Annotated in this window: 23 protein-coding genes and 1 tRNA gene; 16 read left to right on the forward strand and 8 right to left on the reverse strand. The window is 41.6% G+C overall.

What is annotated here, in order from left to right:
* Nucleotides 1-10 precede the first annotated feature (10 nt).
* From pdxY to ribA, 6 genes are all read right to left on the reverse strand, one after another.
* The gene (pdxY, locus tag ACLS0A_RS03655; protein ID WP_416082486.1) at nucleotides 11-871 is read right to left on the reverse strand and encodes a pyridoxal kinase PdxY; all 861 of its coding nucleotides are present in this window, start codon (nucleotides 869-871) and stop codon (nucleotides 11-13) included.
* Between the two features lie 70 nt (nucleotides 872-941).
* Nucleotides 942-1,895, reverse strand: a complete 954-nt coding sequence (gene accA, locus ACLS0A_RS03660; protein ID WP_416082485.1) for an acetyl-CoA carboxylase carboxyl transferase subunit alpha — start codon at nucleotides 1,893-1,895, stop codon at nucleotides 942-944.
* A 156-nt stretch (nucleotides 1,896-2,051) separates the two neighbouring features.
* Nucleotides 2,052-2,219 (reverse strand): antitoxin VbhA family protein, encoded by a 168-nt coding sequence (locus ACLS0A_RS03665; protein WP_416082484.1) that lies wholly within the window; start codon nucleotides 2,217-2,219, stop codon nucleotides 2,052-2,054.
* Nucleotides 2,220-2,227: 8 nt separating this feature from the next.
* A complete protein-coding gene (locus ACLS0A_RS03670) occupies nucleotides 2,228-2,347 on the reverse strand; it encodes a transcriptional regulator (RefSeq protein WP_416082483.1) in 120 nt (39 codons plus the stop codon).
* Nucleotides 2,347-2,838 carry a helicase gene (locus ACLS0A_RS03675; protein WP_416082482.1) on the reverse strand — a complete coding sequence of 164 codons (492 nt, stop codon included), beginning with the start codon at nucleotides 2,836-2,838 and terminating at the stop codon, nucleotides 2,347-2,349. Before ACLS0A_RS03675 ends, ACLS0A_RS03670 begins: the two co-directional genes overlap by 1 nt.
* A 145-nt stretch (nucleotides 2,839-2,983) precedes the next feature.
* The gene (gene ribA, locus ACLS0A_RS03680) at nucleotides 2,984-3,640 is read right to left on the reverse strand and encodes a GTP cyclohydrolase II (RefSeq protein WP_410680149.1); all 657 of its coding nucleotides are present in this window, start codon (nucleotides 3,638-3,640) and stop codon (nucleotides 2,984-2,986) included.
* 70 nt (nucleotides 3,641-3,710) lie between these two features.
* Between ribA and ACLS0A_RS03685 the strand changes: the two genes are divergently transcribed.
* Nucleotides 3,711-4,451 carry a phosphatase PAP2 family protein gene (locus ACLS0A_RS03685; RefSeq protein WP_416082481.1) on the forward strand — a complete coding sequence of 247 codons (741 nt, stop codon included), beginning with the start codon at nucleotides 3,711-3,713 and terminating at the stop codon, nucleotides 4,449-4,451.
* A gap of 40 nt (nucleotides 4,452-4,491) precedes the next feature.
* A complete protein-coding gene (nagK, locus tag ACLS0A_RS03690; RefSeq protein ID WP_416082480.1) occupies nucleotides 4,492-5,406 on the forward strand; it encodes an N-acetylglucosamine kinase in 915 nt (304 codons plus the stop codon).
* Between the two features lie 138 nt (nucleotides 5,407-5,544).
* Here the strand turns inward: nagK and ACLS0A_RS03695 are convergent, their stop codons facing one another.
* The gene (locus ACLS0A_RS03695) at nucleotides 5,545-6,348 is read right to left on the reverse strand and encodes a gluconate 5-dehydrogenase (protein ID WP_103854843.1); all 804 of its coding nucleotides are present in this window, start codon (nucleotides 6,346-6,348) and stop codon (nucleotides 5,545-5,547) included.
* Nucleotides 6,349-6,777: 429 nt separating this feature from the next.
* Between ACLS0A_RS03695 and ACLS0A_RS03700 the strand changes: the two genes are divergently transcribed.
* The 10 genes from ACLS0A_RS03700 (at nucleotide 6,778) to truB (ending at nucleotide 16,786) form a co-directional block, all read left to right on the forward strand.
* Entirely contained in the window at nucleotides 6,778-8,220 is a 1,443-nt protein-coding gene (locus ACLS0A_RS03700) for an alanine/glycine:cation symporter family protein (RefSeq protein WP_416082479.1), read from the forward strand.
* Nucleotides 8,221-8,243: 23 nt separating this feature from the next.
* Nucleotides 8,244-8,972: a protein kinase family protein gene (locus tag ACLS0A_RS03705; RefSeq protein WP_416082478.1), complete on the forward strand. Its 729-nt coding sequence runs from the start codon at nucleotides 8,244-8,246 to the stop codon at nucleotides 8,970-8,972.
* Nucleotides 8,973-9,055: 83 nt separating this feature from the next.
* Nucleotides 9,056-9,132: transfer RNA gene (locus ACLS0A_RS03710), tRNA-Met, on the forward strand.
* Nucleotides 9,133-9,254: 122 nt separating this feature from the next.
* Nucleotides 9,255-9,710 carry a ribosome maturation factor RimP gene (gene rimP / locus ACLS0A_RS03715; protein ID WP_416082477.1) on the forward strand — a complete coding sequence of 152 codons (456 nt, stop codon included), beginning with the start codon at nucleotides 9,255-9,257 and terminating at the stop codon, nucleotides 9,708-9,710.
* A 21-nt stretch (nucleotides 9,711-9,731) separates the two neighbouring features.
* Nucleotides 9,732-11,219: a transcription termination factor NusA gene (nusA, locus tag ACLS0A_RS03720; protein ID WP_103852568.1), complete on the forward strand. Its 1,488-nt coding sequence runs from the start codon at nucleotides 9,732-9,734 to the stop codon at nucleotides 11,217-11,219.
* Nucleotides 11,220-11,235: 16 nt separating this feature from the next.
* A complete protein-coding gene (infB, locus tag ACLS0A_RS03725; RefSeq protein ID WP_330933887.1) occupies nucleotides 11,236-13,779 on the forward strand; it encodes a translation initiation factor IF-2 in 2,544 nt (847 codons plus the stop codon).
* A gap of 79 nt (nucleotides 13,780-13,858) precedes the next feature.
* Entirely contained in the window at nucleotides 13,859-14,290 is a 432-nt protein-coding gene (locus ACLS0A_RS03730; protein ID WP_416082476.1) for a DUF3302 domain-containing protein, read from the forward strand.
* A 2-nt stretch (nucleotides 14,291-14,292) separates the two neighbouring features.
* Nucleotides 14,293-15,426 carry an HlyD family secretion protein gene (locus ACLS0A_RS03735; RefSeq protein ID WP_416082475.1) on the forward strand — a complete coding sequence of 378 codons (1,134 nt, stop codon included), beginning with the start codon at nucleotides 14,293-14,295 and terminating at the stop codon, nucleotides 15,424-15,426.
* Nucleotides 15,427-15,450: 24 nt separating this feature from the next.
* A complete protein-coding gene (gene rbfA / locus ACLS0A_RS03740) occupies nucleotides 15,451-15,867 on the forward strand; it encodes a 30S ribosome-binding factor RbfA (RefSeq protein ID WP_416082474.1) in 417 nt (138 codons plus the stop codon).
* Nucleotides 15,860-16,786: a tRNA pseudouridine(55) synthase TruB gene (gene truB, locus ACLS0A_RS03745; RefSeq protein WP_416082473.1), complete on the forward strand. Its 927-nt coding sequence runs from the start codon at nucleotides 15,860-15,862 to the stop codon at nucleotides 16,784-16,786. The genes rbfA and truB overlap by 8 nt, the downstream gene beginning before the upstream one ends.
* 54 nt (nucleotides 16,787-16,840) lie before the next feature.
* On the opposite strand, the gene ACLS0A_RS03750 is transcribed toward truB, so the two are convergent.
* A complete protein-coding gene (locus tag ACLS0A_RS03750; RefSeq protein ID WP_416082472.1) occupies nucleotides 16,841-17,863 on the reverse strand; it encodes a branched-chain amino acid aminotransferase in 1,023 nt (340 codons plus the stop codon).
* A 488-nt stretch (nucleotides 17,864-18,351) separates the two neighbouring features.
* Here ACLS0A_RS03750 and ACLS0A_RS03755 point away from each other — a divergent pair, with 488 nt between their 5' ends.
* The 4 genes from ACLS0A_RS03755 to ggt all read left to right on the forward strand — a co-directional run bounded on the left by ACLS0A_RS03755 (nucleotide 18,352) and on the right by ggt (nucleotide 24,684).
* Complete coding sequence (locus ACLS0A_RS03755) at nucleotides 18,352-19,242, forward strand: transcriptional regulator GcvA (protein ID WP_416082471.1); 891 nt, start codon at nucleotides 18,352-18,354, stop codon at nucleotides 19,240-19,242.
* Nucleotides 19,235-20,326: a 23S rRNA (cytidine(2498)-2'-O)-methyltransferase RlmM gene (rlmM, locus tag ACLS0A_RS03760; protein ID WP_416082470.1), complete on the forward strand. Its 1,092-nt coding sequence runs from the start codon at nucleotides 19,235-19,237 to the stop codon at nucleotides 20,324-20,326. The genes ACLS0A_RS03755 and rlmM overlap by 8 nt, the downstream gene beginning before the upstream one ends.
* A gap of 101 nt (nucleotides 20,327-20,427) precedes the next feature.
* Nucleotides 20,428-22,614 (forward strand): DNA helicase II, encoded by a 2,187-nt coding sequence (gene uvrD, locus ACLS0A_RS03765; protein WP_416082469.1) that lies wholly within the window; start codon nucleotides 20,428-20,430, stop codon nucleotides 22,612-22,614.
* 309 nt (nucleotides 22,615-22,923) lie between these two features.
* Nucleotides 22,924-24,684: a gamma-glutamyltransferase gene (gene ggt / locus ACLS0A_RS03770; RefSeq protein WP_416082468.1), complete on the forward strand. Its 1,761-nt coding sequence runs from the start codon at nucleotides 22,924-22,926 to the stop codon at nucleotides 24,682-24,684.
* The last annotated feature ends 47 nt before the right edge of the window (nucleotides 24,685-24,731 follow it).

A 24,731-nucleotide genomic window follows, 5' to 3' on the forward strand; every position in this document is an offset into this window, starting at 1 on the left:
AAGGGCAATATTAGGCGATTTTCACTGCGTTAAATTGGCTCACAGGGCGAACAATTTGTTCACGCGCTGCCACAATTTGCAGTTCATAATTATCCTGCTGTTGCGTTACCGTCATTACATCATTCACGGCATTGGCGGTATGCTCAAAGGCTTCCACATCGCTTTTGCCATTGAGTAAATTCGCCATAAATAGCCCTGCGGTTAAATCGCCCACGCCCACAGGTTCTTTCTTAAATTGATGAAGTGGGCGGCTAATATGCCAAATGCCCTCTTGGTTGGCGAGCAACATTTCAAATTGGCTTGGATCTTGCCCCACTTTGCTGAGGTGTTTCACTAGCACTTTTTTCGGCCCTTTGGATAAAATCACTTTTACCGCTTCAATGGCTTGAGCAAAGTTTTCTACTGGCAAACCGCTCAGCTCACGCAGCTCCACTAAATTAGGCGTGATAATATCGGCTTTCGCCATAGCAAGGTTGATGAGATTTTCTTTCACGCCATCAGCCACAATGCAACCTTTGTCAGGGTGTCCCATCACGGGATCACATAAATAAACTGCGTTAGGGTTGCGAGATTTCACTTTTTGCACCGCATTAATGATTTCTTCCACTTGCTCCGCCGCACCGATATAACCTGAAATCACCGCATCACATTGATATAATTGACCAATATTATCAATGCCTTGCACGATTTCCCCAATTTGTTCTGGTGGCATTACCATTCCCGTCCATTGGCCATATTGAGTGTGATTGGAAAACTGTACGGTGTTCAACGCCCACACATTAATGCCGAGTAATTGCATTGGAAAAGTGGCAGATTTATTGCCCGCATAACCGTAAACAACGTGAGATTGAATGGAAAGAAGATGTTTCATTTTGCTATCCTTTATGCTTTCTAATAACGCTTGAAAGTAAAAGTGCGGTTAAAAAACCGCACATTTTTATTTAGCAATAACCGTAGCTCATTAGGCGTTGGTAACGGCGTTCTAACAAGGTATCAGGATCAAGAATTTCTAAATCAGCCAAATCAGCCAGTAAACGCTGTTTTAGATTTTGTGCCATTTGGGCATAATCACGATGCGCACCGCCTAATGGCTCAGGGATAATGTTATCGATAAGTTGTAATTTTTGCAGACGATCTGCGGTTAAACCCATCACTTCTGCGGCGGTAGAGGCTTTATCGGCGCTTTTCCATAAAATAGACGCACAGCCCTCTGGGGAAATCACGGAATAAGTGCTGTATTGCAACATATTGACTTTATCGCCCACGCCAATGGCTAACGCGCCACCAGAACCGCCTTCACCAATTACCGTACAAATAATTGGCACTTTTAGCATTGACATTTCACGCAGGTTACGCGCAATGGCTTCTGATTGTCCACGCTCTTCCGCGCCCACACCAGGGTACGCACCTGGGGTGTCAATAAAGGTGATGATTGGCAATTTAAAACGTTCTGCCATTTCCATTAAACGTAACGCTTTGCGATAGCCTTCAGGGGCTGGCATACCAAAGTTACGTTTCACTTTATCTTTTACCGTGCGTCCTTTTTGGTGACCAATCACCATAACAGGCTTGCCGTCTAAACGGGCTAAACCACCCACAATGGCTTTATCATCTGCAAAAGCACGATCGCCTGCGAGTTCTTCAAACTCGGTGAAAATTTGTTCGATGTAATCCAATGTATAAGGACGATTTGGGTGGCGAGCCATACGAGAAACTTGCCACGCATCTAAGTTGGCAAAGGTTTTTTTGGTTAATTCTTCGCTTTTTTTCTGTAAGCGAGCAATTTCATCATCAAGATTAATTTCATCATCTTGCCCCGCCACTGCACGCAAGGATTCAATTTTTGCTTCAAGTTCAGCAATCGGGAGTTCAAAATCTAAATATTCTTGGCTCATTTGTTATTCCTAGTTTTATTTCGGCAAAATTTGCCACGCACTTTAACAATATTTTATTCAGGGTGCAAATGTGCTGTCTATTTTATGTATTTTTCAGCAAAAAAGTAGTGTTTTTTGTATTTAGCTGGTTTGATGACTTGTAAATCAATTCCGCAGCTAGGAAAACTTTATGCTTGTTTTAAGTTCTGTGGCTGTTAGTTCGCCTACTATCCATTTTGGGAAATGGGCGAGAATTTCAGGGCTAAGATGTAACCCCTCAAGACGATTATTAATAGCAAATTGTAACGCTTTCTGTCTGGCTTGTTTTTCTTGTTCGTTAAGCATTATTTAGGTTATTTCGTATTGGTGTGTGGTGATTTCGCAGCATTCTTTTTTGCCTGTTGGTAAGCCAATCGAGATAATTCCATTGCTTGGCGTTTTAGCTCTACAGCACTGTATTTTTGCTCTTTCATTATATTTCTCCATAATGAGGGGTTTTGATAATAAAACAATCTTGGTTATCACCTAATTTGGTGATAGCTTGAAATCCGTCTAGAATTGGATGTCGATTATCGCACATTTTTTGATACATTCGTACTAAAGAGGGTCTTTCCGCAATAAAAAAATAGCATTCAGATTGATATTGTAAATAGTGATAGTAAAGCAATGATTCAAGTTGTTGTTTCAATTCTTGTATGTTGGTTCGAGAAAATTTTTTTCCTTTAGGCGGAGCGTAAAGATCAATGTGATTTTGTGAACTTTCGTAGTAATCTCTTACGGCGAATTTTACGGTGTATGCTTTTTTATGATTAAGCAGACTCAGGATTTCTTGGTTCTCAGTGAGGTTAGCTAAAAGATCGATATCGTCTGAAAAATCAATAATGTAATCAACGTTGGCAATAGTAAAATAAGTAAACTGATGTCGGATATTTTCAAATATACTTTCTAAAAACTGAATTTGCATTATGTTTAAAACGGTATCGACTTCAAAATGAGAATAGACTAACGAGACGATATTGTGTTGTGAATTGGCGTATGTAAAATTTGCGATAGTGATCGCAAAAATGGCTCAGAATACTGAGCCACTTACTTCATAGTCTAAAGTGCGGTCATTTTTTTTGTGGAATTTCTTCCTGACAATGTGGGCAAGTCATCAAGTGTTTTTGATTGTTATGCACGATGAAATGTCCCATTTTTTTTGCTTTGGTGTCTAAATATTCCGTGTTGTAACGGTTTTCGCCTACGTTTAACGGAACGCGTTCCACCACGTTGATCCCCGCTTTTTTCATTGTATCGATTTTATTTGGGTTGTTGGTGAGCAAGCGAACTTGTTTTACACCGAGTAGATCAAAAATATCCGCGCAAACTTCAAAATTACGCTCATCTGCGGCAAAGCCCAAAGCAAGGTTGGCTTCAATGGTATCCATTCCTTGATCTTGTAAAGAATAAGCACGGATCTTGTTAATTAAGCCAATGCCACGCCCCTCTTCGCGGTGATAAATCAGCACGCCTCGCCCTTCCTCACTAATTTGACGTAGTGCTGTGGCAAGCTGAAAACCGCAATCGCATTTCAGGCTATGTAACGCATCGCCCGTTAAACATTCGGAGTGAATGCGGGCTAAAACAGGCTCATCTGGATTTGAAATATCGCCCATTACTAAGGCAACGTGTTCTTTTTTAGTGTCGGGAAACTCAAAGCCCACAATGCGGAATAAACCAAATTCGGTCGGTAAATTGGCTTCCGTAACCCGTTGAATTTTTGTCATCGCTAAATCCTTCATTCTTTTTTTATTGAATAATGCTAAACTATGCACTCAAATTTATGGAGTGATTAAAATGTTAAAACGCTTATCATTATATACCTTATTGCTTTGTTGTGTGCCTTTTTTTGCGTGGTTAATTAACTGGCATTGGCAAGGGGGTACAAATTATACACAAATTGATACGTTGCTTTATTTTATTACCGAAACAGGTAGTGTGCCTTATGCCATTATCACTTGTGGCGTGTTTGCTGTTGCATATTTTTTCTGTATTGCAGATAAAAAACAAGCCCTTGCGGTGATTGCAGTGATGGCGATTTCTGTTGGGGTAACCCAAGGGATGAAATCGGCGCTCAAAACGGTGTTTGCGGAACCTCGTCCTTTTATTGTGCAATTGACGGAAAAATCAAGCATTAGCCCTGAGTATTTTTACGATCAACCTCGCGATGTACGCGAACAAATCGTGTTGGATTATTATGCGGATAAACAAATTGATATGCATTTAGTACATCACCGTAGCAAAGAAACAGGCTATTCTTTCCCCTCTGGCCACAGCATTTTTGCCGCTACTTGGCTAATGCTTGCAGTAGGATTTGGGCAGTTGCTTGGACGTAACAATAAAGGAATGAAATATCTCACTGCAGGCATTGCCGTTTGGGCGGTGTTAATGCTAGTCAGCCGTTTGCGTTTAGGAATGCATTACCCGATTGATTTATTGGTTTCCATATTGCTGGCGTGGGTGTTTCATTGTGGATTATTCGATTGGATCAAAAACAAACCAATTTTTAACCGCACTTTGCAAGATAGAGCGCAATAATAAAGTGCGGTCAGATTTTTCATTATTTTGGAGGTGAACAATGTTATACGGATTTGATATCGGCGGCACGAAAATTGAGCTTGCCGTATTTAATGAAAAATTGGAAAAACAATATTCGGAGCGGGTGGATACCCCAAAAGACAGCTACGAACAATGGCTTGATACCATTGTTAATTTAGTGAAAAAAGCTGATGAAAAATTTGGCGAAAAAGGCACAGTAGGGCTGGGCTTACCGGGCTTTGTGAATCACGAAACAAGCTTGGCGGAAATCACCAATATTCGCGTAGCAGACAACAAACCTATTTTACAAGATTTAAGCCAGCGTTTAGATCGCGAAGTGCGGGCAGAAAATGACGCAAATTGTTTTGCCTTATCAGAGGCTTGGGCAGAAGAAAATCAGCAATATCCAAGCGTGTTAGGCTTAATCCTTGGTACAGGTTTTGGCGGCGGTTTAGTGATTGACGGCAAAATCTACTCAGGACAAATCGGAATGGCGGGCGAACTAGGGCATATGCAGCTGAATTACCACGCCTTAAAATTGCTTGGCTGGGATAAGGCACCGATTTACCCTTGCGGCTGCGGCAATCAAGCCTGCTTAGACACCTATCTTTCAGGCCGTGGCTTTGAAATGCTGTATCGTGATCTCAAAGGGGAAAGCCTATCTGCCAAAGAAATTATCCAGCGTTTTTACGCCAAAGATCAAAGTGCGGTGGAATTTGTGGAAATGTTTGTGGAACTCGCTGCCATTTCTATCGGCAACATCATCACCGCCCTTGATCCGCATTTAATCGTACTCGGCGGCGGTTTATCCAACTTTGATTATCTCTACGAAGCACTACCAAAAGCCCTGCCTAAACACCTAATGCGTAGTGCCAAAGTGCCAGTGATCAAAAAAGCCAAATACGGCGATTCCGGCGGCGTCCGCGGTGCAGCAGCGTTGTTTCTTTCACGCTAATTTTGATTTTTATTTATGCGCCTCAAGGAAACTTGGGGCGTTTTTATTTTGGAATAGGCGAATGGAGTAGAGAAATAAAAAATGTAGAAAATCTCACGATCTTCTACATTCTCACTTAAATCAAAACTAATCCGCGATTTACGGCTGTTTACCAATATACGCCAGGATACCGCCATCAACGTATAGAATATGGCCGTTGATAAAGTTTGAGGCGTCAGAGGATAAGAACACCGCAGCGCCTGCGAGATCTTCGGGTGTTCCCCAGCGAGCGGCAGGGGTTTTGGCGATGATGAATTGATCGAATGGGTGGCGAGAGCCGTCTGGTTGTCTTTCGCGTAATGGTGCGGTTTGTGGGGTAGCGATGTAACCCGGGCCGATACCGTTACATTGAATGTTCGCTTCACCAAATTCTGAACAAATATTTTTGGTAAGCATTTTTAAGCCGCCTTTAGCAGAAGCGTAGCCCACCACGGTTTCACGGCCTAATTCACTCATCATTGAGCAGATGTTGATAATTTTACCGTGTCCTTTTTTGATCATTGACGGTAACACGGCTTTTGACATAATGAACGGTCCAGTTAAATCAATATCAATAATTTTACGATAGTCCGCTGCGGTGGTTTCTAACATAGGGATACGTTGAATGATACCCGCATTGTTTACAAGAATGTCAATCACGCCCACTTCGTTTTCAATTTTGGCAACGTGTTCTTTTACTGCGTTTTCATCGGTTACATCAAATAAATAACCGTGCGCATCAATGCCTGCTTCTTTATAAGCGGCGAGGCCTTTTTTCAAGTTTTCTTCATTTACATCGTTGAATACGATTTTTGCTCCTGCTTGGCTTAATGCAGAAGCGATAGCAAAGCCGATACCGTATGATGCGCCTGTAACTAAAGCAATTTTTCCTTTCAGTGAGAATTGATCTAAGATGTTTGACATAGTTGCTCCTTTAACTTCTTAAATTAGGTTGTCGTTAAGTTTGTTATTTTTAATTTACTAATTTTAAAATTATTAAACCACAATTTCAATTTCATTGTAAGCGTTTATTAAAAATAGAATGTGATATAGCTCACATTTTTGCAAATTAAAGGCATTTTCCACTCAGCGTGTTTTGCTGTGAGGCGATCAACAGCATAGATTAAAACGGTATCGTTTTTATGGATTATGAATAATTTTTAGTTTTTTACCGGGAGTATGCTCACTCTTTTTAGTAAGTGTATTAAATATAAAATAATAAACTACGGTTATTTTTTGAAAAGTTTCTACTATTTGATACTTTATTGAGTTTTTATTCTTATTTTTATCCTGATTATTCTCTCTTTATATAAAATCCATTAAAATGCCTGCTTTCATTATGAGGAGAAGTTTATGATTGAGCAAATTATCAGCAATGTAGAACAGGCCTTGACGTGGTTTGTGGAAACATTTGATGGCCCAATTTGGGATATTACCGTAATCACTTTATTAGGCGTGGGTATTTTCTTTACGCTCACCACAGGATTAGTGCAGTTACGCTTATTTCCACAAAGTTTGCGTGAGATGTGGTTTGGACGTGCCTCTACGGGGGATTCTTTAACGCCATTCCAAGCCTTTGCGACAGGCTTAGCCAGCCGTGTGGGCGTGGGCAATATTGGTGGGGTAGCCACAGCGATTGCCATTGGCGGTGAAGGCGCGGTGTTCTGGATGTGGGTTACGGCGTTGATCGGAATGTCCAGTGCGGTAGCGGAATCTTCTCTTGCTCAATTATATAAATTAAAAGATAAAGATGGCGTGAGCCGTGGTGGCCCTGCTTATTATATTGTGCAAGGCTTAAAATCTCGCTGGTTGGCTGCCTGCTTTGCCATCGCATTAATCTTTACCTTTGGTTTTGCTTTCAATGCGGTGCAATCCAATGCGATTGTTGAGGCAACAGGCAATGCGTGGAAATGGAATCCAAGTTATGTGGGAACGGGTTTGGTGATTTTAACCGCCTTGATTATTTTCGGCGGTGTGAAGCGTATCGGTAAAGTTTCCGCTAAAGTTGTGCCAACAATGGCGCTGTTTTATTTAATTATGGCAGCGATCATTATGGGAATGAACATTGAAATGATCCCAACTGTAATCAGTAATATTATTCATAGTGCGTTCTCTTTTGACGCAATGGCTGGCGGTATGTTCGGGGCGATTTTCTCTAAAGCAATGTTAATGGGAATTAAGCGTGGTTTATTCTCGAATGAGGCAGGTATGGGGTCTGCGCCAAATGCTGCCGCTTCAGCCGATGTTAAGCACCCAGTAAGCCAAGGTTTAATCCAAATGCTTGGCGTGTTTGTGGATACCATTATTGTGTGTTCTTGTACGGCCATCATCATTTTGCTATCAGACAACTACGGCGGCGAAACGCTGAAAAGCATTTCCCTCACGCAAAATGCGCTACAATATCACGTTGGTGAGTTTGGCTTGCATTTCCTTGCGTTCATCTTATTGTTATTTGCATTTTCTTCCATCATTGGTAACTATGCCTATGCAGAAAGCAATATCCGCTTCTTGAAAAATCGCCCAGTGGTAGTGTTTATTTTCCGCTTAGTGGTGCTATTTTTCGTGTACTTCGGCGCGGTGAATTCAGGCAATGTGGTGTGGAACTTTGCTGATACCGTAATGGCGGTGATGGCGCTAATTAACTTGGTGTCTATTGTATTACTTTCACCGATTGTGTGGACGTTATTAAAAGATTATCAACGCCAAATTAAAGCTGGTATTCGTGAGCCAGAATTTAAAATTGAAGAACATCCAGAGCTACTTAAACGTGGCGTGAATCCTGATGTTTGGAAATAATGATTAAGTAAAAATGAGGTTGTTTGATGTCGGCACAAAATAGTGAATTTCAAGAAAAGGTACAGGCCTTGCTTAAACAGCACAAAGGTGAGCGAATAGTGAGCTTTGATTATGACAATCAGCGCTATTGGCTCAAACAACCTGAACAACTCAAAGGCGTGTGGCGTTTACTCAAACCGCAACCGCAAAAGGCATTTCAAAATGAATTGAAAACCTTACAATATTTAGCTGAAAAAAATGCCCCAGTGCCAAAATTAATGGTATTTGGCGAAGATTTTTTAGTACTAAAAGATGCAGGCAAAACCATCAGTTATTGGGTGGATAAGCCAGATCTCAGTTCTGATGAAAAATTGGCTATTCTAGCCGACGGCGCAAAGGCCTTAACGGATTTGCATAAAAAAGGCTTAGTTCACGGCCGCCCAGCGCTGCGTGATATGGCGTGGCACGATGGCAAGGTACAATTTATTGATTTTGAATCCCGTTCTAATCACGCCAAGCTAAATTGGCAAAAGGTACGAGATAGCTTGATTTTTATCCATAGTCTTGGGCGTTCTGATTGCATTTCTGATGAGCAAATGCGTTTAACGGTAGAAAAATATCAGCAATATTGCGAGCCAGAAATTTGGCAACAAACACAATCCTTTATTGCTAAAAACCGCTGGTTATATTATTTATTATTGCCTTTTAAACCCATTGCAAGAATGGATTTAATCGCCATTTATCGCTTGTTTGAAAACACGTCAAAAAAATAAGTGCGGTGCTTTTTTTGCAAGTTTTTTCTGATTAAGGCTTGCTATTTGTTTTTCAATCCGTATAATACGCCACATATTTCGGACGCGGGGTGGAGCAGCTTGGTAGCTCGTCGGGCTCATAACCCGAAGGTCGTTGGTTCAAATCCAGCCCCCGCAACCAATTCATAACAAGTTCAGTAGAAAGAACCCCAATTTTGGGGTTTTTTTGTACGAGCAATTTAGATGTAGAACTGGGCTGATTAGCCCTTTTTTTACGTCCTAAGTTTGATTAAGGAGGTTGTTTTGGCAACTTTAGAAGAGAAATTATCAGATTTATTAAAAGGTTCTATTGAGGATTTAGGCTGCGAACTTTGGGGTATTGAATGTCAGCGCGCAGGCCGTTTTTTAACCGTGCGTATTTATATTGATAAAGAAGGTGGGGTGAGCATTGATGATTGCGCGGATGTAAGCCGTCAAGTTAGCGCCATTTTAGATGTGGAAGATCCGATTGCGGATAAATATAACCTTGAAGTGTCTTCACCAGGTGTAGATCGTCCATTATTTACCCTTGAACAATATCAACGCTATATTGGCGAAGAAATTATGGTGCATTTGCGTATTCCTGTGTTGGAACGCCGTAAATGGCAAGGTAAATTAGAAAAAATTGAAAATGATATGATCACCTTGCTCGTAGATGGGCAACCGCAAGTATTGGTATTTGGCAACATTCAAAAAGCCAATGTGGTAGCAAAATTTTAATTTTAGATAGGAAGAATAAAAATGAGTAAAGAGATTTTATTGGCGGCAGAAGCCGTATCAAATGAAAAATTATTACCACGCGAAAAGATTTTTGAAGCATTAGAAAGTGCCATTGCCCTTTCTACTAAAAAGAAATACGAGCAAGAAATTGATGTGCGTGTGGTGATCGATCCAAAAACGGGTGAATTTGACACCTTCCGCCGTTGGTTAGTGGTGGACGAAGTGACTAACCCAACAAAAGAAATCACCCTTGAAGCGGCACAATTTGAAGATCCAAATGTGCAAGTGGGTGATTATGTCGAAGATCAAATCGAATCGGTGGCATTTGACCGTATTACAATGCAAACTGCACGCCAAGTGATCAGCAGCAAAATCCGTGAAGCGGAGCGTAATAAAATCGTTGAACAATTCCGTTCTAATGAAGGCGAAATTGTTACGGGAACGGTGAAAAAAGTAAACCGTGAAAATATTATTTTAGATTTAGGTCAGCAAGCAGAAGCGGTAATTTTGCGTGAAGATATGTTACCGCGCGAGAATTTCCGCCCTGGTGATCGTGTGCGTGGCGTGTTATACCGTGTTAGCCCAGAAAGCAAAGGCGCACAGCTTTTTGTTACCCGTGCGAAACCTGAAATGATCATTGAGCTTTTCCGCATTGAAGTACCAGAAATTGGCGAAGAGCTAATTGAAATTAAAGGCGCAGCGCGTGACCCAGGTTCCCGTGCCAAAATTGCCGTGAAAAGCAATGATAAACGTATTGATCCAGTGGGTGCTTGCGTGGGTATGCGTGGTGCGCGAGTGCAAGCTATCACCAATGAACTAGGTGGTGAGCGTGTGGACATCGTATTGTGGGACGACAATCCTGCACAATTTGTGATTAACGCAATGGCTCCAGCCGATGTAACGTCTATCGTGGTTGATGAAGATAACCATTCTATGGATATTGCCGTTGAAGCAGAAAACTTACCACAAGCCATCGGACGCAATGGTCAAAACGTACGTTTAGCCAAACAGCTTACAGGTTGGGCGTTAAATGTAATGACCACTGAAGAGCTAAATGAAAAACATCAAGCTGAAGATAACAAAGTGTTGAAACTCTTTATGAACGCCTTAGAAATTGACGAAGAATTCGCGCAAATTCTGGTTGAAGAGGGCTTCACTAATTTAGAAGAGTTAGCCTATGTGCCAGTGAGCGAACTTACTGCGATTGATGGCTTAGAAGATGAAGATTTAGTGGAAGAATTGCAAACCCGCGCGAAAGATGCACTAACAGCCGCTGCATTAGCGGAAGAAGAAGCATTAAAACAAGCGCATATTGAAGACAAGCTACTCAATCTTGAAGGAATGAACCGTCATCTTGCGTTCAAACTTGCAGAAAAACAAATCACCACCTTAGAAGAATTAGCGGAGCAAGGTGTTGATGATTTAGCCGATATTGAAGAATTAAGCGCTGAGCAAGCAGCGGATTTAATTATGGCAGCACGCAACATTTGTTGGTTCAGCGAAGAATAAAAAGGGGTGTAAAATTATGGTAGATGAAGTAAAAAAATCGGATGCACCGAAAAAATTAAGCATACAGCGCCGTACGAAAACCACGGCAAGCACCACAACCAGTACAGGTAAAAACAAAACTGTACAAGTGGAAGTGCGTAAAAAACGTACTGTGCCAACGGAAGCAGCTATCCGTGCGGAAGAAGAAGCACGCTTAAAAGCAAAACAAGAAGCGGAAAAGAAAGCGGCAGAAGAAAAAGCAGCCGCAGAAAAAGCGCAGAAAGAAGCTGAAAAAGCGAAAAAAGAAGCGGAAAAAGCTGAACAGGCAAAACGCCAAGCTGAACAAAAAGCGAAAGAAAAAGCAGAAAAATCAGCAAAAGAAACTGCTAACAAAGCGGTTGATGAAGAAAAAGAACGCTTGAAAGCGGAAGAAGCCGAGTTACGCCGTAAAGCTGATGAATTAGCTCGTCAAAAAGCGGAAGAGCAAGCACGCAAAGCCGCAGAAGAAGCAAAACGTTATGCAGATCTTGCAAGTGCGGATGAAAAAAATGAAAATTCTGAAGATTATTCAGATTATCATCTCACTTCAAGTTATGCGCGTGAAGCGGAAGATGAAGAAGAACGCCGTAATGAAAATCGTGGTCGTGGCAAAAATAAAGTAGCCAAAGCGAAAAAAGGCGGACGCGAAGACGATAGCAACAAAAACGAGCGTGAATCCAATCGCCGTAACCAAAAAGATGCTAAAGGCGGAAAAGGCTTTAAAGGTAAACAAGGTAAAAAAGGCAGCAGCTTACAACAAGGCTTTACTAAACCAGCCGCACCAGTAAACCGTGATGTGGTGATTGGTGAAACCATTACCGTGGCGGAATTAGCCAACAAAATGGCGGTGAAAGCCACCGAAATCATCAAAACAATGATGAAAATGGGCGAAATGGTAACCATCAACCAAGTGATCGACCAAGAAACCGCACAGCTTGTTGCCGAAGAAATGGGACACAAAGTGATCCTGCGTAAAGAAAATGAGCTAGAAGAATCTGTATTAGGCGATCGTGATGTGAATGCGGAAAAAGTAAATCGTGCGCCAGTAGTTACCATTATGGGGCACGTTGACCACGGTAAAACCTCTTTACTTGACTACATTCGTAAAGCGAAAGTGGCAGCAGGCGAAGCGGGTGGGATTACCCAGCACATTGGTGCATATCACGTTGAAACCGATGACGGCAAAATGATCACTTTCTTGGATACCCCAGGACACGCAGCCTTTACCTCAATGCGTGCGCGTGGTGCAAAAGCCACGGATATCGTAGTGCTTGTGGTGGCGGCTGATGATGGCGTGATGCCACAAACTATCGAAGCGATCCAACACGCGAAAGCAGCAGGCGTGCCAATTGTGGTGGCAGTGAACAAAATTGATAAACCTGAAGCCAACCCAGATCGCGTAGAGCAAGAATTATTGCAACACGAAGTAATCGCCGAAAAATTCGGTGGGGATACGCAATTCGTTTATGTTTCTGCGAAAAAAGGAACAGGGGTTGATGAACTACTAGAAGCCATCTTATTACAATCTGAAGTGTTAGAACTCAGTGCAGTGAAAGACGGAATGGCAACGGGTGTGGTGATTGAATCTTACCTTGATAAAGGCCGCGGCCCAGTGGCAACAATCCTCGTTCAATCAGGTACATTACGCCGTGGTGATATTGTACTTTGTGGCTTTGAATACGGCCGTGTGCGAGCAATGCGTGATGAAAACGGTAAAGACATTAGCGAAGCAGGCCCATCAATTCCAGTAGAAGTGCTAGGTTTATCTGGTGTGCCTTCTGCGGGTGATGAAGCTACCGTGGTGCGTGATGAGAAAAAAGCGCGCGAAGTGGCATTGTATCGTCAAGGTAAATTCCGCGAAGTGAAATTAGCCCGTCAGCAAAAAGCGAAACTGGAAAATATGTTCAGCAATATGGCAGAGGGCGATGTGGCAGAATTGAATGTTATCGTTAAAGCGGACGTTCAAGGTTCGGTAGAAGCGATCGTTCAAGCCTTACAAGAGCTTTCAACCCCAGAAGTGAAAGTGAATGTAGTCGGTTCTGGCGTGGGCGGAATTACCGAAACCGATGCAACCTTAGCCGCGGCTTCAAATGCGATTATTGTCGGCTTCAACGTGCGTGCCGATGCGTCAGCACGCCGTATTATTGAAAATGAAAACATTGATTTACGTTATTATTCAATCATTTATGAACTACTTAACGAAATCAAAGCAGCGATGAGTGGTATGCTCCAACCTGAATTCAAGCAAGAAATTATCGGTCTTGCGGAAGTGCGTGATGTGTTCCGTCACCCGAAATTTGGTGCAATCGCAGGTTGTATGGTGACAGAGGGCGTGGTGAAACGTAATAACCCAATCCGTGTATTACGCGACAACGTGGTAATCTTTGAAGGGGAATTGGAATCTCTCCGCCGCTTTAAAGATGACGTAGCCGAAGTGCGTAGCGGTATGGAATGTGGTATTGGCGTGAAAAACTACAACGATGTCAAAGTTGGCGACCAAATCGAAGTCTTTGAAGTGGTTGAAATTAAACGTTCAATTTAATTTCTTCGCCACTTTATTGACAACAGTGATTGCTGAGTAATGGAAGCTGTTCTTTGGTTAGACAAAGAGCAGCTTTCTTGTGAGTTTAACCCGTGGAGTAAAAACAATGTTGGACTATATTGCCTTATTTTTTCTCATTTTTGCTTGTATCGCCATTTTTTATGGAATTATTGTCATTCACGATATTCCCTATGAAATCGCGAAAAAACGCAATCACCCTCATTTAGAAGCCTTGCATTATGCTGGTTGGGTTAGTTTATTTACACTTCATATCATTTGGCCCTTCCTTTGGATCTGGGCAACGCTATGGGACGAAGAAAAAGGTTGGGGGAATGGCAATCATCAAAAAGATGCCAAAATCCAAGAAACCTTTAATAACGAAGTGTATAAACAACTGACTGATTTAGAGGTTAAAAATGCCCAACTAGAGCAGGACGTAATGCAGTTGCGTAACGAACTACAAAAAATGGCTTCAACTTCTTCAACGTTGAAACTTGAGGAGAACGCTTAATTATGGAACTTTTGATTCTAGTTATTTACGCCTCTCTGTGTGTAGGGATTTTTAAATTATTTAAAATCCCTCTCAATAAATGGAGTGTTCCAACTGCGGTGCTTGGTGGCGTTATCCTTTTATTATCAATGTTATTGGTGATGAATTATAACCACCCGCATACCAAATTAGCGACGCAATATTATATTTCTACGCCTATCATACCTAACGTTGGCGGCAAGGTGATTGAAGTGAACCCTGTAAACGCAAACCAACTTGTTAAGAAAGGGGAAGTGCTATTTAAAATCGATCCTACCCCTTACCAAGCGGTGGTGGATCAGCGTAGTGCAGAGTTGGCATTAGCGGTTCAAACTGTGAGTAATTTAGAGGCGGAAAAACAGGCAGCACAAGCAACCGTTGAAGCCTTAAAAGCCACAATGGAACAAAAAAAGCGGGAGTTTGAACGCTATCAGCAATTAATCAAATCCAATGCCGCAAGCCAGTCAGAACTGGATCTGAAACGTAAAGAATATTACACCGCCAAGGCGGATTATTCGGTTTCTTTAGCAAATTTAACAAAGGTTGAAAATGCCTTTGCGACAAAATATGAAAATGAGAACGCGAATATCGCAAAAGCTCAAGCTGCACTGAAACAAGCACAATTTAACCTTGATTCTACCGTCGTTGTTGCACCAACGGACGGCTTTATTGCTCAAAACCTCTTAAAAGTTGGAATGACCGCAACAACGTTGCCTATTCGTCCCGTAATGACCTTTACGCATCATCAAGATCGAATGTATGTGGCTGCATTTAGACAAAATTCACTGTTGCGATTATCCGTTGGTGATGAGGCTGAAATTGTTTTCCCAGCTATTCCGGGGAAAACTTTTCAAGCTGAAGTTGTTTCTGTTTTGCCTGCCATCGGGGAACACGAGCTTCAAGCAAATGGCACGTTATATACGGAATCTTTTATCAAGGAAGAAGCCAAAGCTCTCGTTTTACTTAAAATGAAAAGCGATATGTCCGCCTATTCCCTCCCTTATGGCGTGAGTGCTGAAGTCGCCGTTTATACGGAGCACGCACATCATTTAGCAATGATGCGAAAAATTTTATTGAGAATGAATAGTTGGAAAAACTATTTATACCTCGATCATTAACCACTTAATTAAGAGAAAAATGTTATGGCAAGAGAATTTAAACGTAGTGACCGTGTCGCACAAGAATTACAAAAAGAAATCGCGGTGATTTTACAACGTGAAGTGAAAGATCCTCGCATTGGAATGGTAACCGTATCTGATGTGGAAGTTTCCCGCGATTTGGCTTACGCAAAAGTGTTCGTAACTTTCTTATTTGATCAAGATGACAGCGTTATCGAAAGCGGAATGAAAGGGCTGGAAAAAGCCTCGCCTTATATTCGTTCTTTACTGGCTAAAGCAATGCGTTTGCGTATCGTGCCAGAGTTACGCTTTGTGTATGATAAATCCTTAGTGGAAGGAATGAGAATGTCCAACTTGGTGAGCGAAGTGATTCGTGATGATGAAAAACGCTACCAAGGTGATGTAGAAAGCCACGAAAACAGCAAAGAAAACAATGAGTAAGGCAAAAAATAAAGGCCGTCATATTCACGGCATTTTTTTGTTAGACAAACCGCAAGGGGCGAGTTCTAACCAAATTATGCAACAAGTAAAACGGCTTTTTCAGGCAAATAAAGCAGGGCATACCGGCGCGTTAGATCCCCTTGCTACAGGAATGTTGCCCATTTGTTTAGGTGAAGCCACCAAGTTTTCGCAATATCTGCTCGATTCTGATAAGCGTTATTTGGTTACGGCAAAATTGGGCGAACGCACTGACACTTCTGACGCAGACGGACAAGTGGTTGAGCGCCGAGAAGTGCAGTCGGAAATTTCGCAAATTTTAACCGCACTTGAGCAATTCCGTGGTGAAATTATGCAAGTGCCAACCATGTTTTCAGCCTTAAAACATCAAGGAAAACCGCTTTATGAATATGCCCGCGCAGGGATCACTGTGGAGCGTGAAGCCCGTCCAATTACCATTTTTGAGCTGAAATTTATTGATTACCAAGCGCCTTATTTAACCTTGGAAGTGCATTGCTCAAAAGGCACTTATATTCGCACGTTAATTGATGACTTAGGCGAAGTGCTAGGCTGTGGCGCGCACGTTACGATGTTGCGTCGTCTTGCGGTGGCTGATTATCCACAACACGCAATGATGAGTTTAGAAGATCTCAAAGCTTTAAGCGAACAGCAGGATTTAAGCCTGTTAGATCAGCATTTACTGCCAATGGACAGTGCAGTGAAATCCTTGCCTGTGTTGGCGTTAAGTGCCGAACAAAGCCGAGCCGTTGGCTTTGGGCAACGCGTGAAGTTTGATAATCCACAAGGCATTTATGGGCAAGTGCGGTTGTTTTCTGCCGAAAATCAATTTCTTGGTGTAGCAGAAGTGGATAAAAACAACGTTATCCGACCAAGCCGAATGGTGGCGTTGGATTTGGTATAAAAACGAAAGGGGCAAACGCCCCTTTTTTATTATGTCTTGATTGAATTTGGGAAATTATTCCACTTTTACAATCCAACCTTCAGGTGCTTCAATATCACCGAATTGAATGCCTGTAAGCTCGTTATAAAGTTTTTGGGTTATTTCGCCTACTTCCGTTTCAGAATAGAAAACGTGGAAATTATCGCCATACTGAATACCACCGATTGGGGTAATTACGGCAGCTGTTCCGCACGCGCCCGCTTCTTTGAATTGATCCAGCTCATTAATATAAATATCGCTCTCAATGGCTTCTAAACCAAGGCGTTCTTTAGCTAAATAGAGCAAAGAATATTTTGTAATACTTGGCAGAATTGACGGAGAAAGTGGCGTAACAAATTTGTTGTCTTTTGTGATACCAAAGAAGTTTGCCGCACCCACTTCTTCAATTTTTGTGTGTGTGGTTGGATCAAGATAAATACAATCGCTAAAGTTGCGTTGTTTGGCTAGCTTTCCTGGATAAAGGCTAGCTGCATAGTTTCCACCCACTTTAGCTGCTCCCGTGCCGTGCGGTGCGGCACGATCGTATTCGGATACGATAAAGTTAGTTGGTTTCATTCCACCTTTGAAGTAGGCACCTACTGGGCTACAGAAAATAGAGAAAATATATTCTGTAGCAGGGCTTAAGCCTAAGTTATCTCCTACGCCAATCACAAACGGGCGTAAATAAAGCGTTGCGCCAGTGCCATAAGGCGCCAGCCAATCTTGGTTTGCTTTAACTAATTGTTTACAAGCATCAATGAACATTTCTGTCGGGACTTCGGGCATTAACAAACGTTGGCAGCTTTTTTGCAAGCGCTCAGCATTTTGCTCAGGACGGAATAAGTTGATTGAGCCATCTTTACAACGGTAGGCTTTTAAGCCTTCAAAACATTGTTGCCCATAATGTAATGAGCTAGAAGCCTCGCTAATGTGTAAAACATTATCTTGGGTGAGCTCACCTTTAGACCATTTGCCATCTTTCCAATATGCAATGTAGCGATAATCAGTTTTGATATAACCAAAACCAAGATTTTGCCAGTCGAGATTTTTGATTGTCATTTTATTTCCTTAATAATGATGTTGTTACAACAGAATGGTTTTAATCTACACCATTATCAAAAACTTGCAACAATAAAAGTGCGGTTATTTTTGAATTTGTTTTTTATTAAGGAGAAAAATGCTTTTTATTCTTTGGTGATAGTAAGGAAATCTATTTCGGTACAAAGTGAAATTGTGGTAGGATCTGCACATAAAAAAACACCGCTCAAATGAGCGGTGTCTAACCTAAATGGGTTAAAAAATATACAGGAAGTGAAATGAGTAACTAACCAGTTACTCCGTTCGGTTGCCCGAACTATGCAAACACAACATCATACTTAAGTCGAAACTCTTAACCAATAAGGAATTACCAATCATTAAGTATGTATGTATTGTAGTGAGATGCGTGGGCGAGAACAAAGGATATTTTTTTATCCCTTGCATTAAAAAAACTAATAGATAAATCAGTGAGTTAGTATAACTGATAATTTTTCATTTGAGAAGATTTTATGTATAAACGTTTGCCTCCCTTGAATTCACTGAAAGCTTTTGAATGTGCGGCACGTCATTTAAGTTTCACAAAAGCCGCCGATGAACTTTTTGTTACCCAAGCTGCGGTGAGTCATCAAATTAAATTATTAGAAGATTTTTTAGGCATCGAATTATTTAAGCGTCAGCACCGTGCGTTAGTTTTAACTGAGCTAGGGCTGATTTATTTTAAAGAAGTTACCGAGATTTTGCGCCGTTTGTCCGAAGTTACGCAAAAATTAATGATGCAAAAAAATGAAAAACATATTGCCATTAGCGTACCACAAACCTTTGGTATTCAATGGCTTGTGCCGCGTTTAAGCAGATTTAATGAGCTTTATCCTGATATTGAAGTGCGTTTAACAGGAGTAGATCAAGATGAAGGTTTGCTAAATCGCGAAATTGATATTGCCATTTACTATGGACGTGGCGCGTGGGAAAATCTGCAAGTGGAAAAATTAGCAGAAGAAAATTTGCTCTTGCTTGCCTCGCCAAAACTCTTGGCTAAACAGCCTGTACATTCCGCAGGAGATCTTAAAAAACATACGCTGATTCATATTCATACCCGTGATAACTGGCAAAATATGGCGAATTATCTGCACCTCAAAGGGCTAGATATTCAGCACGGGCCAATTTTTAGCCATACTTTTATGGCATTACAAGCGGCTGTACACGGACAAGGTATTGTGCTTGCTAATCGACTGCTGGCTCAACAGGAAATTGACAAAGGGAATTTACAAGTGGTACTCCCAACCCAGCTAAAAGATCCAAAATCTTTTTATGTGGTAAATCAATTAGATAAAGCCAATGATGAACAAATTTTGGCATTCCGCCAATGGATAATTAAAGAAATAAGAAATAATAATGAATAAACTTGCCTTATATTGCCGTATTGGTTTTGAAAAAGAATTAGCCGCAGAAATCACCGATAAAGCCAGTGAGCGCGGTGTGTTTGGTTTTGCCCGTGTTGAGCCGAATTCTGGCTATGTGATTTTTGAATGTTATCAAGCAGGCGAGGCCGATCGTCTTGCGCAAGAATTGCCTTTCAATCAACTGATTTTTGCTCGCCAAATGATCGTGGTGTCAGATTTACTGCAATATCTTTCCCCTGAAGATCGCATCAGCCCTATTTTATCGCAATATCGCCAAAGTGAATTAGCGAAAAAGCTCAAAAACAGCACTGAATTATTTGTGGAAACTGCCGATACCAACGAAGCAAAAGAGCTTTCGGGATTTTGCCGTAAATTTACTGTGCCGTTGCGTAACACGTTGAAAAAAGACGGCTTTTTACAGGGTAAAGATAGCCACAAAAGTGCGGTAACTTTACACGTTTTTTTCTTGCAATCCACCGCGTGCTATGTCGGCTATTCCTACAACCACAACCATTCCCCTTATTTTATGGGCATTCAACGGCTTAAATTCCCCGCAGACGCGCCAAGCCGTTCTACCCTGAAATTAGAAGAAGCCATCTTAACTTTTATTCCGAAACAAAAAGAAAGCCAATATCTGAACGAAAACCAATATGCGGTCGATCTGGGTGCTTGCCCTGGGGGCTGGACATATCAACTGGTAAAACGTGGTTTATTTGTTTATGCCGTGGATCACGGAAAAATGGCTGCCAGTTTGCACGACACTGGACGGATTGAGCATTGTGCGGAAGATGGCTTTAAATTTCAGCCCCCGAAACGCCGCCGCATTGATTGGCTAGTGTGTGATATGGTGGAACAGCCTAGTCGCATCGCACAACTCATCGCAAAATGGTTGATCAATGGCTGGTGTCACACCAGTATTTTCAACTTAAAATTGCCAATGAAAAAGCGTTATGCGGAAATCAAAGAATGTTTAGCAATGATTGAGCAAGCCTTGGATAAACAAGGACTTAAATTTAATCTCAAGGCAAAACATTTGTATCACGATAGGGAAGAGATCACCGTTTATCTCTATTTACTGCCTTAATTAAAGTGCGGTGAAAAATTCATAAAAATTTCACCGCACTTCTTGCCTTTTGACAAAATCCCCCTATAATTTAACCTGTATAAAAAAACAGTGGTGATGTGATGGATATTTCTGAATTACTTGATGGTTTAAACGATAAACAGCGTGAAGCAGTGGCTGCGCCCTTAGGCAATTATTTAGTGCTAGCGGGCGCGGGCAGCGGTAAAACGCGAGTGCTGACTTTTCGCATTGCTTGGTTGATTGCTGTGGAGCAAATTTCTGAAGGAAGCATAATGGCGGTAACCTTTACCAATAAAGCCGCAGCAGAAATGCGCCATCGAATTGAAGAAACTCTGGCGAAATATTCATCACAACGTGTAATGGGAATGTGGATCGGCACATTTCACAGTATTGCTCACCGCTTATTACGCGCCCATTATGCCGATGCAGGGCTGCCACAGGATTTTCAAATTTTAGACAGTGATGATCAACAACGCTTAGTTAAACGCTTGATTAAACTGCACAATATTGATGAAAAAGCCTATCCACCAAAGCAAGCCTGTTGGTATATCAACCACCAAAAAGAAGAAGGTTTGCGCCCACATCAAATCGATGATCAAGGGGATATGCAAGAACGCACTTGGATCAAAATTTATCAAATTTATCAAGATGCTTGCGATCGCGCAGGTTTGCTAGATTTTTCTGAATTATTGCTACGCGCTTATGAATTATGGCTGAAAAAACCGTTGATTTTGCAACGTTATCAGCAGCGTTTTTCGCAAATTTTAGTCGATGAGTTTCAGGACACCAACAAAATTCAATATGCGTGGATCAAATTATTGGTAGGGGAAGCGGGCAAAATAATGATCGTGGGTGATGACGATCAGTCTATTTATGGCTGGCGTGGCGCGCAAGTAGAAAACATTCATCGTTTTTTAGAAGATTTTCACAATGCACAAACCATTCGCCTTGAGCAAAATTATCGCTCTACGGCCAATATTCTCAATAGCGCAAACCATTTGATCGCCAATAACAGCAACCGCCTTGGCAAAGATTTATGGACAGAGGGTGAGCAGGGCGATCCTGTGGGAATTTATGCCGCATTTAATGAAATTGACGAAGCGCAGTTTGTGGCAAACCAAATCAAAATCTGGCTCGATGATGGTGGAAAGCTAGATGATTGTGCCATTTTATATCGTAGTAACAGCCAATCGCGCGTGATAGAAGAAGCCTTGATTCGTGCGCAAATTCCTTATCGCATTTATGGTGGATTACGCTTCTTTGAACGGCAAGAAATTAAAGATGCCTTAGCCTATTTACGTTTAATCGCCAATCGCTTTGATGATGCCGCCTTTGAACGTGTTATCAACACGCCAACACGAGGTATTGGCGATCGCACCTTAGATGTTCTGCGCCAATTAACGCGTGAGCGACAAATCACCCTATGGCAAGCCATTCAAGTTGCCATTCAGGAAAATATGCTGGCGGGACGTGCTGCCACAGCCTTGTTGCGCTTTACAGAATTAATTAATTCCTTACAGCAAGAAACGGCGGAAATGCCTTTGTTTGCGCAAACGGATTTTGTCATCAAACATTCAGGCTTATATGAAATGTATAAGCAAGAAAAAGGCGAGAAAGGCGAAGTGCGGATCGAAAACTTAGAAGAATTAGTTAGCGCCACTCGAGAGTTTATCAAGCCTGAAGACGCCGAAGAAATGACAGATTTAATGGCATTTCTCACTCACGCCTCTTTAGAAGCGGGGGAAGAACAGGCTTCACCACATCAATCTAGCGTGCAAATGATGACCTTGCATTCTGCCAAAGGGCTAGAATTTGCCCGTGTTTTTATGGTGGGCGTAGAAGAGGGAATATTCCCGAATTTCCGTTCCTTTGAAGAGCCAGGGCGGTTAGAAGAAGAACGCCGTTTAGCTTATGTGGGGATTACCCGAGCCAAACAAAAACTCACCATTAGCTATGCAGAAAGTCGCCGCTTATATGGTAAAGAAGAGCGCCATTTGCCTTCACGGTTTATTGAGGAACTGCCAGAAGATTGCATTCAAGAAGTGCGTTTACGCGGTACGGTTACCCGTGCCTATAACCGCGCAGCCGTGGGATCGCTAAATACGCATAAATCGGGCAAGGATAGTGAATGGAGAATGGGACAAAAAGTTAAACACGGCAAATTTGGAAATGGCACCATTATTAATGTGGAGGGCGAAGGCAACAACACTCGCCTACAAATTGCTTTCCAAGGCGAAGGCATCAAATGGCTCATTGCCGCGTTAGCAAAGTTAGAAAAACTCTCCTAAACCTAAATAAAAAAATTAAGCGAAAAAGCACCGCTCTTTGGTTTTATACTCAGTCTGTTCTATGTGTACTCTTATGTGTAAAACAAAAGTGCGGTGCTTTTTTATGTAATTTTGATCTTAAATATAATCATTAAATGATTGATGAATTGTTATCTTTTTGTTAAAAAATAGATGCAACCCAAAAAACAGAGTGAAATTTTTCTATGTGATGAGAATTTGCTTGGTTTTTTGATTGGGATTGGTGAACAGAAGATTGTTCATTAATCTAGCTATCTTTATAAATTATAACTATCAGGAAGGTAACACATTATGCATTTTCGTAAATCTCTTCTCGCTACATTGTTAGCGATTCCTTTTTCTTTATCTATGGTTTCTTTGCCGGCATATTCCACAGAAGCAACCCAACAGTCTATCTTAGCGGCTCAACGCTATGATCAGAGTAAGGACATTTTCCACCCTGTATATGCAAAAAATGGAATGGTAGCAACAGAGCAACATTTAGCAACGCAAGTTGGTTTGGATATTTTACGTCAGGGGGGAAATGCCATTGATGCGGCGGTTGCAGTGGGATTTGCTTTGGCTGTAGTACTACCAAATGCTGGTAATATTGGTGGCGGTGGTTTTATGGTGTTGCATGATGCCAAAAGCGGTGAAAATATTACTATCGATTTTAGAGAAATGGCACCACAAAAAGCACACCGAGATATGTATTTAGATGAAAAAGGTGATCTGGTTGATGGGAAATCGTTGTTTACTCATTCCGCTGTGGGTGTACCAGGAACGGTGGCGGGCTTGCTTTTGGCGTTAGAAAAATGGGGGAGTTTACCGCGTGAGCAAGTGATTGCGCCAGCAATTAAATTAGCCGAGCAAGGTTTTGCGATTAGTCCAACACTCGCTGCAACGTTAGAAGTTGAGAAAGACAATTTAGCTAAATGGAAAAGTACCAAAGCGATCTTTTTCAAGCAAGATCAGCCACTTACTTTTGGTGATAATTTAGTTCAGCAGGATTTAGCACATTCTTTGCGCCTTATTGCACAACAAGGAAAGTCAGCGTTTTATGAAGGTGAGATCGCACAAAAAATTGTGCAAGAAATGGAAAAACACGGCGGTTTAATTAGCCTTGATGATCTGAAAAATTATAAGGCAGTGATTCGTAAACCCATTGAAGGGGAATATCGTGGCTATAAAGTGGTAACAATGCCACCCCCAAGTTCTGGCGGTGTTCATTTAGTTCAATTGCTAAATATTTTATCCCATTATCCGATGAAAGAATTTGGTGTTAATAGTGCCAAAGCGATTCATCACTATGCTGAGGCAATGAAATTAGCTTATGCTGATCGTGCAACCTATTTAGGTGATCCTGATTTTGTTAAAGTACCGGTGGCAGGCATTACATCAAAGGCTTATGCAGATGAATTAGTGAAAAAAATTAATCCAGAAAAATCAACGCCAGCGAGAGAGATTAAAGAAGGCAATCCAATCCCTTATGAAAGTGATCAAACCACGCATTATTCGATTATGGATAAAGACGGAAATGCGGTAGCGGTAACTTATACACTTAATCTCAATTTTGGATCTGGAATTGTGGCTGAAGGCACGGGGATCTTATTAAATAATGAAATGGATGACTTTTCGGCAAAACCCGGTGTGCCGAATGCTTTTGGCTTGATCGGCGGAGATGCTAATGCGATTGAGGCAGGAAAACGCCCATTATCTTCAATGACACCAACTATTCTATTAAAAGATAGTAAGCCTTGGTTGGTAACTGGTACACCAGGCGGAGCAAGAATTATCACAACCGTATTACAAAGTATTACAAATGTGATTGATTATGGAATGAATCCTGCGGAAGCCATCAACGTTCCACGTATTCACCATCAATGGCAGCCAGATCAATTACGCATTGAAGAAGGCATTAGCCCAGACACCATCGAGCTGCTTAAACAAAAAGGTTATGATGTCGTGACAAAAGCGACAATGGGGCGTGAACAAGTTGTTCAAGTAACCGAAGGCGGATTTTATGGCGCTTCAGATCCGCGTAATCCAGATGGCGCAGCGATGGGATATTAATCCTTTTGTAATTTAACCGATAAAGCTGATTTCAGTATGAAGTCAGC

The sequence above is a fragment of the Avibacterium volantium genome (genome assembly GCF_049366555.1).
GTDB lineage: Bacteria > Pseudomonadota > Gammaproteobacteria > Enterobacterales > Pasteurellaceae > Avibacterium > Avibacterium volantium_A.